At 69.0% G+C, this 14,744-nt stretch carries 12 protein-coding genes; 9 read left to right on the forward strand and 3 right to left on the reverse strand.

Translation table 11 applies throughout. From position 1 onward, the window contains the following. Positions 1–3: 3 nt before the first annotated feature. From FGL91_RS07110 to FGL91_RS07145, 8 genes are all read left to right on the forward strand, one after another. Complete coding sequence (locus FGL91_RS07110) at positions 4–1,062, forward strand: LacI family DNA-binding transcriptional regulator (RefSeq protein WP_153243465.1); 1,059 nt, start codon at positions 4–6, stop codon at positions 1,060–1,062. A 41-nt stretch (positions 1,063–1,103) separates the two neighbouring features. Continuing rightward, a complete protein-coding gene (locus FGL91_RS07115) occupies positions 1,104–2,285 on the forward strand; it encodes a Gfo/Idh/MocA family protein (RefSeq protein WP_208526508.1) in 1,182 nt (393 codons plus the stop codon). Then, positions 2,282–3,277 carry a DMT family transporter gene (locus FGL91_RS07120; RefSeq protein WP_153243466.1) on the forward strand — a complete coding sequence of 332 codons (996 nt, stop codon included), beginning with the start codon at positions 2,282–2,284 and terminating at the stop codon, positions 3,275–3,277. The genes FGL91_RS07115 and FGL91_RS07120 overlap by 4 nt, the downstream gene beginning before the upstream one ends. Further along, a complete protein-coding gene (locus tag FGL91_RS07125) occupies positions 3,274–4,455 on the forward strand; it encodes a Gfo/Idh/MocA family protein (protein WP_153243467.1) in 1,182 nt (393 codons plus the stop codon). Before FGL91_RS07120 ends, FGL91_RS07125 begins: the two co-directional genes overlap by 4 nt. Further along, positions 4,448–5,257, forward strand: coding sequence for an SDR family NAD(P)-dependent oxidoreductase (locus tag FGL91_RS07130; protein ID WP_153243468.1), 810 nt, complete (start codon positions 4,448–4,450; stop codon positions 5,255–5,257). The genes FGL91_RS07125 and FGL91_RS07130 overlap by 8 nt, the downstream gene beginning before the upstream one ends. Positions 5,258–5,259: 2 nt before the next feature. Further along, the gene (locus FGL91_RS07135) at positions 5,260–6,336 is read left to right on the forward strand and encodes a glycosyltransferase family 4 protein (RefSeq protein ID WP_153243469.1); all 1,077 of its coding nucleotides are present in this window, start codon (positions 5,260–5,262) and stop codon (positions 6,334–6,336) included. 75 nt (positions 6,337–6,411) lie between these two features. After that, entirely contained in the window at positions 6,412–6,999 is a 588-nt protein-coding gene (locus tag FGL91_RS07140; protein WP_134352856.1) for a TetR/AcrR family transcriptional regulator, read from the forward strand. Positions 7,000–7,015: 16 nt separating this feature from the next. Next, entirely contained in the window at positions 7,016–10,225 is a 3,210-nt protein-coding gene (locus FGL91_RS07145) for an efflux RND transporter permease subunit (protein WP_153243470.1), read from the forward strand. Positions 10,226–10,404: 179 nt separating this feature from the next. On the opposite strand, the gene FGL91_RS07150 is transcribed toward FGL91_RS07145, so the two are convergent. After that, positions 10,405–11,301, reverse strand: a complete 897-nt coding sequence (locus FGL91_RS07150) for an aldose 1-epimerase family protein (protein WP_153243471.1) — start codon at positions 11,299–11,301, stop codon at positions 10,405–10,407. 282 nt (positions 11,302–11,583) lie between these two features. Here FGL91_RS07150 and FGL91_RS07155 point away from each other — a divergent pair, with 282 nt between their 5' ends. Then, positions 11,584–13,776: a DEAD/DEAH box helicase gene (locus FGL91_RS07155; protein ID WP_153243472.1), complete on the forward strand. Its 2,193-nt coding sequence runs from the start codon at positions 11,584–11,586 to the stop codon at positions 13,774–13,776. Between the two features lie 138 nt (positions 13,777–13,914). On the opposite strand, the gene FGL91_RS07160 is transcribed toward FGL91_RS07155, so the two are convergent. Together FGL91_RS07160 and FGL91_RS07165 are read right to left on the reverse strand one after the other, a co-directional pair. Next, on the reverse strand, positions 13,915–14,454 hold the full coding sequence (locus FGL91_RS07160; RefSeq protein ID WP_153243473.1) for a YaeQ family protein: 540 nt from the start codon (positions 14,452–14,454) through the stop codon (positions 13,915–13,917). Positions 14,455–14,513: 59 nt separating this feature from the next. Continuing rightward, complete coding sequence (locus FGL91_RS07165; protein WP_131494018.1) at positions 14,514–14,723, reverse strand: hypothetical protein; 210 nt, start codon at positions 14,721–14,723, stop codon at positions 14,514–14,516. Between the last annotated feature and the right edge of the window lie 21 nt (positions 14,724–14,744).

The raw sequence follows: 14,744 nt of genomic DNA on the forward strand, positions 1-14,744 counted from the left end.
GACATGGCGAAGAGCGAGCACCAGGCGCCTCGGCGCCCGACCCTGCGCATGGTGGCCGAACGGGCCGGGGTGTCGACCGCGACCGTGTCGTATGTGTTCTCCGGACGGGCGGGGGCGGCCTCGGGGGCCGGCGTCGCCGAGGCCACGGCCGCACGGGTGCTGGCCGCGGCCGACGAGCTGAACTACCGGCCGAACAGCGCGGCGCGGGCGATCCGCACGGGGCGCAGCGGCATGGTGCAGCTCTCGTTGCACATGCTCAGCGACCCGTGGTCCCTGGCGGTGGCCGACGCGGTGAACGACGAGGCGAACAAGCACGGACTCACCACGCTGATCCTCGCCGACGGCGACTGGCATGCCGCGCTCGACCGCGTCGAGAGCGACGTGGCCTATCTGGACGGCGTGGGACTCGACGAGCCCGCGCGGCAGAACCTCGCCGACCTCGTCCGGCGCGGGCAGCGTCTGGTGGTGTTCTCCGAGCACCTCGAACCCGAGGGATTCGACGTGATCCGCTCCGACGCGATCCCGGGGTGCGAGATCGCGATGGATCATCTGCTGGAGCGGCACACCGCGATCGGATGCATCGCCGCCGAGGGAGCGGTGCGCCTCGCCGGTGAGCAGGTCACGCGCTACACGCCCTACGTCGAGAAGCTGGCGGCCGCCGGCATCGAGCCGGAGCCGAACTGGACCGTGACGTATGCCGACACCCAGGCGAGCGCGTTCACGGCGGCGGTCGAGTTGCTGGCGGGCGAGAACCGGCCGCGGGCGGTGTACGCTACGACCGACTTCGCCGCGATCGCCACGATCAACGCCGCGCACATGCTCGGTCTGCGGGTGCCGCACGACGTCGCGGTGGTGGGCGTCGGCAACACCCCGGACGCCCGCCTGATCGCGCCCACCCTGACGACCGTCGGCCCGACCGACTTCTACGAGAGGCAGGCGCGCATCATCGTCGACCGCGCCCTCGAGACCGAACCCACCCCCGGGCGCCTGCACGACTTCGCATGGACGCTCTTCCCCGGCGGATCCACCGACCTCGACGCCCCCGCACCGCGGGCCCGTTGACCTCGGCATCCCGCACAGACTCATCACACAGAAGGACCATCGTGGATCTCCAGATCGGCATCATCGGCTTCGGCGCGCGCTCGACCCTCCAGGAAGAGGTGCATCGCCCCGGGCACGGATCGCGCATCAGCGCCGTGTGCGACCTCGCCCCGCGCGCTCGCGAGGACGCCCGCGCCCTCGTCCCGGACGCGTTCATCACCGATTCGCTCGATGAGCTGCTGGCCTCGGGCGTCGACGCCGTCATGGTGCTCACCCCCGACGACACGCACGCCGCCCTCAGCATCCGGGCACTCGAAGCCGGAGTGCCGGTGTTCTGCGAGAAGCCCCTCGCGATCGACCTCGCCGACGCCGACCGGATGCTCGAGACCGCGCGCCGCACCGGCACCGGGCTCTACATCGGCCACAACATGCGGCACATGCCCGTGATCACCCTCATGCGCGGACTCATCCAGACCGGGCGCATCGGACAGGTCAAGGCTGTGTGGGTGCGGCACTTCGTCGGCCACGGCGGCGACTTCTACTTCAAGGACTGGCACGCCGACCGCCGCCGCACCACGGGACTGCTCCTGCAGAAGGGCGCGCACGACATCGACATCATCCACTGGCTCGCCGGCGCGTACACCGAGAGGGTCTCCGCGATGGGGGCGCTGAGCGTGTACGGCGAGATCACCGACCGGCGTGACCGGACGGGGGAGCGGATGCCGGACTGGTTCAGCATGGACAACTGGCCGCCGACCGCGCTCACCGGCCTGCACCCGGTGGTCGACGTCGAGGACATCTCGATGGTGAACATGCAGCTGGAGGGCGGGATCTTCGCGTCGTACCAGCAGTGCCACTTCACGCCCGACTACTGGCGCAACTACACCGTGATCGGCACCGAGGGGCGCATCGAGAACTTCGGCGATGTCGCAGGCAGCGAGGTCAAGCTGTGGAATCGGAGGCATGCGGGCGCGGCCGACGCCGACGAGACCTTCATCGTTCCCGAGGTCCCGGACGCGGGGCACGACGGCGCCGATGCGCTGCTCGTCGCCGAGTTCCTGCGGTTCGTGCGGCACGGTGGTCTGACGGCGACGTCACCGATCGCGGCGCGCGAGGCCGTGGCGGCCGGTATCCTCGCCACCGCGTCGCTGCGGGGCGACGGCTCGGCGATCGAGATCCCCCCGCTGGATCCCGACCTCGTCGCCTACTTCGAGCGGGGTCAGGTCGAGGCCGCGCTGGTATGAGCGCACCGCGGGTCGCCACGAGATCGGTCTCATCGAGCACCGATCGCGTGCGGCTCGCGCTCGAATCCCTCGCGTTGGTCGTGCTCCTCGCGGCGACCTGGGTCGTCGCGGGATACACGCTGGAGGGAGCCGGCGTCGGCGTGGTGTCTGCAGGGCGCACCGGCTTCGCGGCGCTCGGACTCCTGCTGCTCGCGCTGCTGTCGCGCCGGGGCGGAAGGCGATCCGCGCCGACGCACCCGCCCGTCTCCGCTCGCCGCTACACCTGGTGGCAGCTCGGGGTGCTCGCCTTCACCGGCGTCGCAGGCTACACGATGCTCTCGACCATCGCGATCGCGTTCGCCGGGCCCACCATCCCCAGCCTCATCCTCGCGCTGTCCCCCGTCGTCGTGCTTCTTCTGGAGAGCCTGCTGACGAGAGCTCGGGTTCGGCCCCTCGTACTGGTAGCGACCGTCATCGCCATCGCTGGTGCCGTGCTGTACATCGTTCCTCGCCTGCGCGGTGCCGCAGAGCCCGGCCTCGTCTGGGGGGTGCTGGCGGCCGTCGGCGCGATGCTCTCGATGGCCGTCTACGGGCTCTACTTCGCCCACGTCAATCGGGACTACCGCGGCCCGATGACCCCGCGCATCCTGCCCGTCTTCACCCTGGGGAGCATGCCGCTGGTGGTGTGGGCGGCCGCGGAGGTGAGCGGCGGCGGGCCGGTGGCGCTGGTCACGCTCATCGCCCTGTTGGTGCTGGGGTTGGGGATCTACGTGCCCGCCTACGTGGTGCAGCACCGCATCATTCTGACCGCGGGCCCCGCCTATGCTGCGCTTCTCGGCCTGGCCGTACCGCCGGTCGTCGGCGTCGCCTCTGCTGCCGTCGGTCTCTCCCCGCTGCCGGGGCCCATGCAGGCGGGGGGCATCGTCCTCACCCTCGCGGGCATGCTCGCCGTGATCCGCATGAAGTTCCATCCATCGAATTCGACGAAGAACAAGAAGGAGTCACGCAGATGAGTCAGACGAAGATCAGGGTGGGGGTGGTCGGAGCAGGGCTCCGGTTCGCGCTCATGCGCGCCATCATCGAGCTGCCCAACAGTGCTTTTCACCTCGTGGCCGTCGCCGACCCGAGCTCGGCCGCACGGGACACCGTGAATGCGGAGCTGCCTGGAGTGCGGGTGTACGACCACCACCGTGAGCTCGTGGCTGATCCGGACGTCGACGCCATCTTCGTGCTTACTCCGGATTTCCTCCACGCGGAGGTGGGGCTCGCGAGCCTCGCTGGGGGGAAGGCGACCTTCATCGAGAAGCCGCTGGCAACGTCGTTGGAGGACGCCGATGCGCTCATCGAGGCCGCTCGACGCACCGGAGCACTGCTGTATGTCGGGCATAACATGCGGCAGATGCCGCTCGTCGAGAAGATGCGCGAGGTGGTCGAATCCGGCGCCATCGGTGAACCGCGAGCGTTCTGGATCCGCCATTTCATCGGACGCGGCGGCGACTACTTCTTCAAGGACTGGCACGCCGAGAAGGCGCGCTCCGGGGGACTGCTCGTGCACAAGGGGAGTCACGACCTCGATGCCATGGCGCACATCCTCGGAACGCGCTACGTGAGTGTGCAAGGCTCGGGCGGCCTGACCGTCTACGACGGCGCGCATCGCCGCGAGCTCGACGCACCGGCGCCCGACGCCCGTTCACACATCGACAACTGGCCGCCGCTCGCCCAGCGGAACCTCAATCCGGCGCTTGACGTAGAAGACCTCTCGCACGTGAATCTCGTGTGCGAGAACGGCGTGCTCGGCACGTACATGCAGTGCCACTACACTCCCGATTACTGGCGCAACTACTGCATCATCGGCACCGAGGGACGCGCCGAGAATTTCGGCGACGAAGGGGGCGACGGCGTCATCAGAGTGTGGACCACTCGCCGCCGCGGCTACGACCCGGAGCCTGACATCGAGATCCGCCTCTCCGAGGACGCTGCCACGCAGGACGGGCACGACGGCGCGGACCTTCGTATCCTGCAGAACTTCGCCGACAGCTACCTCGGACGAGCGGAGCCGCTCACGTCCATCGATGCGGCCCGCAACGCGGTGGCTGTCGGACAGATTGCCGGCGCCTCGATCGATGGTGATGGGCGGATGCTCACCGTCCCGGTCGCCGCCAGCCTGACGGGAGGGCGGCGCGATGGCTGACGTCTTCGACCTCAACGGGCGCATCGCGCTCGTCACAGGAGGCGGCGGTGATATTGGCGCCGAGATCTCCCGCACACTCGCCGCTTCCGGGGCACGCGTCGCGGTGGCAGACATCGATGAGGGTGCCGCGGCGCGGGCGGCCGCCACCGCAGCGAATGCCGCTCGTGGCGAGGGGACAGCGCATGCGTTCGCTCTGGACGTGACGGATGCCGGCAGCATCGACCGCTGTTTCACCGCGGTCACCGAGCTCTGGGGCGAGCCCGACATCGTCGTGAACAACGCGATCGTCGCCTGTCCGATCCCGCCCCTGCCGCATGAGGCTCCTGACGAGATCTGGGATCAAGACATCGACGTGATCCTCAAGGGCGGTTTCCGCTGTGCCCGGCGTGCGCTGCCGGCGATGATGGCGGCCGGAACCGGGGTCGTCATCAACATCCTCTCGGTGAACGCCCACGAGTTCTACGGCCACCCCTCGTACAGCGCGGCCAAGGCCGGCATGCGCTCGTTCACGCAGTCGCTCGCGAGTGTCTACGGCCCGTACGGTGTGCGTGCCGTTTCGATCTCTCCCGGCACCATTCGGACGAAAGCGTGGGATCAGCAGATCGAGAAGGACGCCAGCACGTTTGAGCGCCTTGAGGCGTGGTATCCGATAGGAAGGATCGGTCGTCCTGGCGATGTGGCGTCCGCCGTCGCATTCGCGTCGTCGGACTCGGCCAGCTGGATCACCGGTTCCGATCTCGTCATCGACGGCGGGCTCATGGCGGGCAACCCGACCATGGCGCGCTCTGTGGAGGGCTCATAGCGATGAGTGCCGATCATCGTGTCCTCCATCTCGTGCAGTGCGGGCCGACGACGGGCGGTACTGTCTCCCACGTAGCCACACAGGTCGCACACCAACGGAGTCGCGGCCTGCGCGTCGCCGTCGTCGCCGGGAGCGAAGGAGTGCTCGCCGAGAGGTGCCGTCTCGTCGGAGCCGACGTGTTCGTCGACCCCGCCCTGCTGCCATCGTCTCCACTCGATGGCTGTGACTCGCCGCAGGGGGCGCTCGCCATCGCCGAACGGTGGGGGCCCGACCTGATCCATTCTCATCTGATGCACGCCGGATTCGTCGGACAGCATGTGGCCACGTCCCTCGGACGGCCCCACATCTACACTCAGCACATGTACACGCCGATCGATCCGTTGGTGCGGACGATGCGCGCGGTGGATGCGGATGCGCATGTGATCGCCGTCGCCCGCTTCGGACACGCGGCCATCTCGGAGTATCTGGAGGAACCGGACCGGGTGCACCTGGTACCCAACGGGGTCGATGCGCCGGAGCTCTCCAACTTCCGGCTGGAGACCTCAGGCGTTGGCCCGCACCTTCTCTACTGCGGGCGGCTCTCGCCGGAGAAGGGCGCCGACCTCGCCATCCTCGCCTTCGTGGAGATCGGTCGTGCGCTGCCGGATGCGGTGCTCCACATCGTCGGCACCGGCCCCGATCACACGCTGCTCGAGCGCGTCACTCGCGCGCTGGGCCTCGAGGATCGGGTGCGTTTCTACGGCAGCATCTCCGGCGCCCTGCATCCGCATGCGGGAGCCGACCTGTTGCTCGCGCCCTCACGTGGCGATGCGGCGAGTCTGGTGCTGCTGGAGGCGATGGCATCCGGAATTCCGATCATCGCGGCCCGCGTGGGAGGAACCGCAGAACTCATCCGCGATGACGTCGACGGAGTTCTCGTGGAACCGGACTCTCCGGCGCAGCTCGCCGCGGCCGCGCTGTCCGCGCTCGGCGACGACGATCGACGTGTCGTCTCCGCTCGCAATCGGCACGCGGCACTCTTCACCGCAGAGCGGATGGTAGCCGACACCTTGGAGGTCTACGGTTCCGTGCTGAGCTAGGACGAGGCCCGCTCCCAGCATCCTCACAATCCCGAAATGTACAAAAGTACATGTACGGATGTCCAAGGGGGCGGGATGAAGCATGGTGCGCGTCGGCGACGTGACCCGGAAGCGCGCCGCCGGGAGATCGTGACCGCCGCGGCGGAACTGATCGTCGAGGTGGGCGCCGAGGCCGTCACGCACCGTATGGTGGCCGCCCGCGCCGGCGTGCCCCTCGGTGCGACGACTCAGTACTTCGACACCCTCGACGACCTCCGTGCTGCGGCCTTCCGCGCGCTTGCCGAAGAGGTTGACGCGCGCCTCGACGGTGTCCGTCAGACGCTCACCGAGCGCGGCGTCTCGCCGCACACGATCGCCACCCTGATCGCCGACAGCATGGAGGACGCGCACGCCGTCCAGGCCGACCGCGCGGTGGTGACCGCTGCCGTGCACGATCCACGGCTGCGCGAACTCGCTCGTCACCTCTCCGACCGGCTCGTGGAACTCCTCGAACCGACCTATGGTGAAGATCGGGCCCGTGCCGCGATGATCTTCATCGACGGCGTCATGTGGAACATGCAGATCCGCGACGACCGCCTGGCACAGTCCTTCATCGAGACCGCACTGGCGCGGATCCTCGGAGATTCCGTCTCCACTCCGACCGCAACGACAGCCACACCCTGACACCGAGGAAAACGCCTTGTCGAAACTTGCCATCCTGAGCCTCAAGAACCGTGCGCTCATCGCCCTCATCACCATCGTCGCGGCGGTGTTCGGCGGGCTCGCGCTCACGAACCTCAAGCAGGAGCTCATCCCTTCGCTCGAGCTGCCGGCGCTCGTCGTCATGACGACCTACCCCGGGGCCTCGCCCGAGGTGGTCGAGAATGACGTGTCGACGCCGGTCGAGTCGGCGATCCAGGGTGTCCCCGGGCTCGAGTCGACCACCGCGACCAGCACCACGAACGCCTCGATCGTCCAGGCGATGTTCGCCTACGGCACGAACCTCGCCACAGCCGAGCAGAAGATCCAGCAGGCGATCAACCGGATCTCCTCGCAACTGCCCGAAGACGTCAGCCCGCAGGTGCTGTCGGTGTCGATCGATGACTTCCCCGTGATCCAGGTCGCCGTCACCGGATTCGAGGATGCCGACAACGCCCAGGCCGAACTCGAATCCGTCGCGATCCCCGACCTCGAGGACGTCGACGGGGTCAACGCCGCGGAGATCGTCGGTGGCGTCGGACAGCGCATCAGCATCACCCCCGACACGGCGAAGCTCGCCGCCGCGGGTCAGAGCACACAGGCCATCAGCTCGGCGCTGCAGCAGAACGGCACCCTGTTCCCGGGCGGGGACATCACCGCCGACGGGCAGACGCTCACGGTGCAGACCGGGGCCAAGATCACCTCGGTCGAGGAGATCGCGGCGCTGCCGTTGGTCGGCACCGATCTCACCATCGGCGACGTGGCCAGCGTCGTGCAGGAATCCGACCCCGTCACCTCGATCTCGCGGGTCGACGGCAAGGATGCGCTGTCGATCTCGATCACGAAGCTGCCCGCCGCCAACACCGTCGAGGTGTCCAACGGCGTGATCGCGGCCCTCGACGAGATCGGCAAGGCGTTCCCCGATGCCGAGTTCACCGTGATCTTCGACCAGGCGCCGTTCATCGTCCAGTCGATCGAGACGCTCGCCACCGAGGGTCTGCTCGGCCTCGTCTTCGCCGTGATCGTCATCCTGGTCTTCCTGCTCTCGATCCGCTCGACCCTCGTGACGGCGATCTCGATCCCGACCAGCGTGCTCATCACGTTCATCGGATTGCAGGCGTTCGGCTACTCGCTGAACGTGCTGACGCTCGGCGCGCTCACGATCGCGATCGGTCGAGTGGTCGACGACTCCATCGTGGTGATCGAGAACATCAAACGTCACTACGTGGGCGATGCCGACAAGGGCGATGCGATCCGTCTCGCCGTGCGCGAGGTCGCGATGGCGATCACCGCCTCGACGATCACGACCGTCGCGGTGTTCCTGCCGATCGTCTTCGTCGGCGACATGGTCGGCGAGCTGTTCCGACCGTTCGCGATGACGGTGACGATCGCGATGGTCGCCTCGCTCCTGGTCGCGCTCACCATCGTGCCGGTGCTCGCCTACTGGTTCCTGAAGCCCGGCAAGCCGCTGCTCGACGAGCATGGAACGCCGATCGACCCCGAGCACCCCGATGCTCCGCCGACGCAGCTCCAGCGCGTGTACCGGCCGATCCTCGCCTGGACGCTGAAGCACTCGGGTGTCACGGTCATCCTGGCCGTCGTCGTGCTCGGTGCCACGCTCGCCGCGGCACCGCTGATGAAGGTCAACTTCCTCAGCGACTCGGGCCAGAACACCATGACCGTGACGCAGGACCTCGGTCCGACCGCGAGCCTGCAGGCGAAGTCCGATGCCGCTGTCGCCGTCGAGGATGCACTGCTCGACATCGACGGCATCGAACACGTGCAGGCCTCGATCGGATCCAGCGGCTCCGCGCTCCGTGACGCCTTCTCCGGCGGCGCGGGCATCACCTACTCGGTGTTGACGGACGGCGATGCCGATCAGGAGAAGCTCCGCGCCGACGTGCAGGATGCGATCGATGAGCTCGGCGACGAAGTGGGCGAGGTGTCCGTCGCGGCCTCCGCCGGATTCGGCTCGAGCGACATCGAGATCACGGTCAGCGCACCGAACGGCGATGACCTGCAGACTGCGACCACGGCACTCGTCGACGAGCTCGACGGCCGGGACGGGGTCGGCCAGGTCACCGACAACCTCGCCGCCGCGCTGCCGTACATCGCCGTCGTCGTCGATCGGGAAGCCGCCGCTCAGCGCGGTCTCTCCGAGGTCGCAGTCGGCTCGATCGTGTCGAACACCATGCGCCCGCAGCAGGCCGGTTCCGTCGAGATCGACGACACCGCGCTGACCGTCTACATCGTCACGCCCGAGCCGCCGACCACGGTCGAGGCGCTCAAGGAGCTGGCGATCCCGACGCCGCTCGGCGTGGTGCAGCTGCAGGACATCGCGACCGTCGAGCAGCGCAACGGCCCGACGTCGATCACGACCGAGCAGGGGCGGCGCACCTCGACGATCACGGTGCCGCCGGCATCCGACAACCTCGCCACCGCCACACAGTCGGTGAACGAGGCGCTCGCCGCGGTCGATCTGCCCGACGGCGCCTCCGCCGAGGTCGGTGGCGTGGCGTCGCAGCAGGCGGACTCGTTCTCGCAGCTGGGCCTCGCGATGCTCGCGGCGATCCTGATCGTCTACGTGGTGATGGTCGCGACCTTCAAGTCGCTGCGCCAGCCGCTGCTGCTGCTCGTCTCGGTGCCGTTCGCGGCGACCGGCGCGATCCTGCTGCAGATCGTCACGGGAGTGCCGCTCGGTGTCGCCTCGCTGATCGGTGTGCTGATGCTGATCGGCATCGTGGTGACGAATGCGATCGTGCTCGTCGACCTGGTGAACCAGTACCGGGAGAAGGGACTGTCGACCGTCGAGGCGGTCAAGGCCGGTGGGGAGAAGCGTCTGCGTCCGATCCTCATGACCGCGCTCGCGACGATCCTCGCCCTCACCCCGATGGCGCTCGGCATCACCGGGCACGGCGGGTTCATCTCCCAGCCGCTGGCGATCGTCGTGATCGGTGGACTCCTGTCCTCGACGGTGCTGACACTGATCGTGCTGCCGACGCTCTACAACCTCGTCGAGGGTGCCAAGGAGCGGCGGGCGGCGCGCAAGGCGGGCGGGTCGGATGCCGGCGGGGCGCCCGAGCCGGATGCTCCGGTCGGGCCGGATGCGTCGGGCGCTGCGGCAGCTCCGGCCGGTTCAGTGCTGATCGACGCGTCTGGTCTGCCGCACGCACGGCAGCTCACCCGGCGCGAACTGCGCGACCGGGAGTAGTGGGTCCGTCCGTCGGGGGTTCCGGCGGACGGTCACAACTCACGCGCGTTCACAACTCACGCGCGTTCACAACTCCGCAGAAAGGCCCCGGATCCGCAGGCAGATGCGTGATCCGGGGCCTTTCGAGTCGATCCTTGAGGAGTTGTCAACGGCCCGACGCTGCGACGGGTCGGAACAGGTCAGCTGAACGTGATGCCCCAGTGCAGGGTCCAGGTCTCTTCCGGGGCGAGGCGGCGGATGCCGAGGCCGCTGTTGAGCGCATCGGCGGGCGCGGTCATCGGCTCGATCGCGACCGCGAGGCTCTGTCCGGGATAAGCGGGTGTGGTGTACACCTGCACGTAGTCGAAGCCCTCACCCTGCCACAGGGTCACGCGACGGCCGTCCGGTGCGGTGAGCGAGTGGCGTACCCGCCCGTCCGGGTCGCGCGTGAGATCGGTGAAGCCGGTGTCGAGGCTCACGTCTCCCAGGCGGACGCCATCCCGCAGCGCGGTATCCGCCGGACGCGTCCCGGTCGGCAGCATCCGCTCATCGGTCTCGAACGCGGTCTTCGCGGGGATCCTCAGCGTGAGGTCGTGCGGGTCGACATCACCGATCGTGACGAACGGATGCGTGCCCAGCGCGACCGGCGCCGGGGTGTCCGAGCGGTTGGTGAGGGCGTGTGCGACCTGGATGCCGTCGGCGGTGAGGGTGTAGGTCACCGCGGTCTCGACCAGATACGGATAGCCGGTCTGCGGCACGATGGTCGCTCGCAGCACGGCTTCGGTGTCGGTCTGCGACACCTCGTAGGAGGTGAAGCGCAGCAGTCCGTGGCTCGCATTGTTCAACTTCGGCTCGGTGATCGCGAGCGCTCGCGCGGTGCCGTCGTCCTCCCATCGTCCGTCGCGCACCCGGTTCGGCCACGGCACGAGCACCACACCGGAACACGCGGGAGTCGGCAGGTCGAGGGGATACGGCGGCACGAGATCGACACCGCCGATGCGCAGCGAGCGCAGGGACGCACCGACCTGGGCGATCTGCGCATCCACCTCGCCGCGTCGGAGGGTGATCTGGGTGCCGGTGGGGGAAGCGGTACTCACCTCGACATCGTACGGCCACGCCTGCGGCAACACTCTCTCAGGTGCGTCCGGTAGTATCGGACGGTCGGCTTCGGACACCCGCGCGTTGGCGCGGACGTTTTCTGTGTATGAAGTGTGAGTCCAGGGGCCGATGGTGAGCGTCGCTCGACGCTAATCAACCATCACATGAATGGCCCCGGCCGCTGACAGTCCGGAACCCCGCTGATCGAGCCCGATCAGGCGCAGGGTGCTCGCGCGTGCGCGCGGCGCTGTTCTCGTGCGAGAACACAGGAAGACACCGCAATGCCGAAGAACAAGAAGCCCAAGGGCGGACGCCCGTCCGCGAACTTCGAGCCGCGCTACGGCGCGAAGAAGACCTCCTTCCACGATCGCCACAACGGTGGCCCCGCCCGTGACGGCGCGCGCACCGAGCGCGGCGGACGAACGGATGCCGGGGAGCGTCGCTCCGCGCCCGCCGCCGGTGGCTTCGACCGGCGTCCCGGCAGCCGCAGCGCCGGCCACCGCGGCTACCGTCCGGCCGAGGCCGAGACGGGTGCGCCCAAGCAGCGCTGGAGCGCATCCGAGCGCGCGGGCCGCGACGAAGCCCGCGGCATCCGCAACCGCGCCGAGTCCGGGCGTCGCGAGGCCCCGCACCACCGCAACGAGCGCCCCCGCTTCGACGACCGCTCCGACCGCCCGCGGTACAACGACCGCCCCAGCTCCGGCGGACGGTTCGACGACCGTCCGCGGCGTGACGACCGTGGCGGACAGCGCCCCACCGGTCCCGGAACGTACCGCGACGACCGCGGCAGTGACCGCCCGCGCCGTGACGACCGCGCAGGCACTCAGCGTCAGGGCTTCCGTGACAACGACCACCGCGACGGTGGGCGCCCTGGCCGCGACGACCGCCGCGGTGCCGAGCGTTCCCGGTACAACGGCGACCGTGGCGCCGAGCGTCCCCGGTACGACCGTGACGAGCGTCCGCGCCGTGACGACCGTGGGGCCGAGCGTTCCTATGACGCCGACCGCGCACGCCGCGCCTTCGACCGCGACCGCACGCAGCGTTCGTACGAGGGCGGCCGCGATGAGCGGTCGCGTCCGTCGACCGGTGGGGCCTACCGCACCGAGCGTCCGCGCCCGCTGACCTCGGACACGCGGGGGCGTCCGGCGCGCAATGAGCGTCCGAGCCGCAACGACTGGAACGCCACCGGCCGCCCGGCCTCCACCGGAGCCAAGTTCGCGCCGGGTGACGACGTGGTGCATGAGCGCCTCGAGGCGAAGTCCGTCGCGGCGGTCGAGGTCGACGGTGTGACCTTCGGTGACCTCGGTCTCGGCTCGAACATCGTCGAGACCCTCGCCGGCATGGGGGCGGCCACGCCGTTCCCGATCCAGGCGGCCAGCATCCCGGCCGTGCTCGGCGGTCGCGACGTGCTCGCTCGCGGGCGCACCGGTTCGGGCAAGACCATCGCCTTCGGCGCCCCGCTCGTCGAGCGCGTTCTGCAGTCGCAGGCCGGCAAGCGGCGTGAGTTCGGACGGTCGCCGCGCGCGATCATCCTCGCGCCGACGCGTGAGCTCGCGCTGCAGATCGACCGTACGATCCAGCCCATCGCCCGCAGCGTCGGCCTGTTCACCACGCAGATCTACGGTGGTGTGCCGCAGGGCCGCCAGGTGGGCGCGCTCAAGAAGGGCGTCGACATCGTCATCGGCACGCCCGGTCGTATCGAAGACCTCATCAACCAGGGCAAGCTCGACCTCTCGGACTGCCGCATCGCGGTGCTCGACGAGGCCGACCACATGTGCGAGCTCGGATTCGTCGAGCCCGTGCAGCGCATTCTGCGTCACACCGCCGACGGCAGCCAGAAGCTCCTGTTCTCGGCCACGCTCGACCGTGAGGTCGCGGCGCTCGTTGACGAGTTCCTCGTGGACCCCGCCGTGTACGAGGTCGCCGGGGAGGACCAGGACTCCAGCACGATCGAGCACCGGGTGCTCGTGATCGAGCACCGTGACAAAGCCGACATCCTCACGTCGCTCGTCGACCGCGCGGGCAAGACCCTCGTCTTCGCTCGCACCCGTGCCTACGCCGACATGCTGGCCGAGCAGTTCGACGACGCCGGCATCCCTGCGGTCTCGCTGCACGGTGACCTGAACCAGGCGAAGCGCACGCGCAACCTGGAGCGTCTGACCTCGGGCCGCGTGAACGTGCTCGTCGCGACGGACGTCGCCGCCCGCGGCATCCACGTCGACGACATCGACCTGGTCGTGCAGGCCGATGCCCCGGACGAGTACAAGACGTACCTGCACCGTTCGGGTCGTACCGGGCGAGCGGGTCGTTCGGGCCGCGTCGTGACGCTGATCACGCGTCAGCGCCAGCGTCGCATGACCGAGCTGCTCGACCGTGCCGAGATCGACGCGCCGTTCGAGAACGCGCGCCTCGACGACGACATCATCGAGGAGATCGCCGGCCGCGTGCCGACAGCGGCCGACCTGACTGCCTGAGTCGGGGCGGTCGCGAGCTGCGGCCGTTCACAACTCCGCAGAAACACGCCGAAAGGCCCCGGGAACACGGTGTCCGGGGCCTTTCGGCGTCATTCTTCCTGAGTTGTGAACGGCCGAGCGGCGAGAGCGAGGGCGGAGTCAGGCCAGCTCGTGCACGTGCACGGTCGAGGTCAGGCTCGTGCCGTTGAGGTCGAGGTAGAGGACGCCCTCGGTCACGGTCAGGGTCATCGTGTTCCGGCGCTCGATCAGGGCGGCCGCGGTGTCGATGAAGCCGGGGTCGAAGCTGTGGACGCGGAGGTCTTCTCGGCGGTGGATGCGCTTGTCCGCCCACGGTGCCATCACTTTGGCGGGGTCACGGTGGGTGTACACGACGGTGCGCTCGGCGAGTCTGCTGCCGTAGTGAAGTCGTTCGGCGTCGGGCGCACCGATCTCGACCCAGGTGGTGATGAGGCCGGTGAGGTCGCGCACGAGAACGGCGGGCTCCTCGGTCGATGAGATGCTGCCGCCGAACGCGATGCCCTCCGCGAACTCGAGCCCGTAGGCGAGCACGCGGGTGAGCATGTACGCGTCGGTCTCGGACGGATGCCGCGCCACGCGCAGGGAGTAGTCCTCGTAGACGCCGCGCTCGGTGTCAGCGAGCTGCACCTCGAATGTGTGGACTGTGGAACCGATCGCCATGATCACCGAGCCTACGCGGGTGGGAGCGGGCGCCCGACCGCGACCCCCGGCGAAGGCGATCAGCGCGAGGCGTCGACCTTCTCGGGAAGCCCGGCCCGCTGCTCGTCGCGGTCGCGGAGCAGCACCATGCCGATGAGTACCAACGATGCCCCGAACGCCGCGGCTCCCAGCAGCGACAGAGTGGTGCCTCCGCCGAGCGGGAGGAGAGTTCCGACGACAGCGGCTGCCAGACCGCCGAGGAACAACAGGGCCACGAATCCACGGAACATGCGTCCACCGTAGCGCGGGTG

Origin of the sequence: Microbacterium sp. CBA3102, from assembly GCF_007954505.1 — a bacterium.
GTDB lineage: Bacteria > Actinomycetota > Actinomycetes > Actinomycetales > Microbacteriaceae > Microbacterium > Microbacterium aurugineum.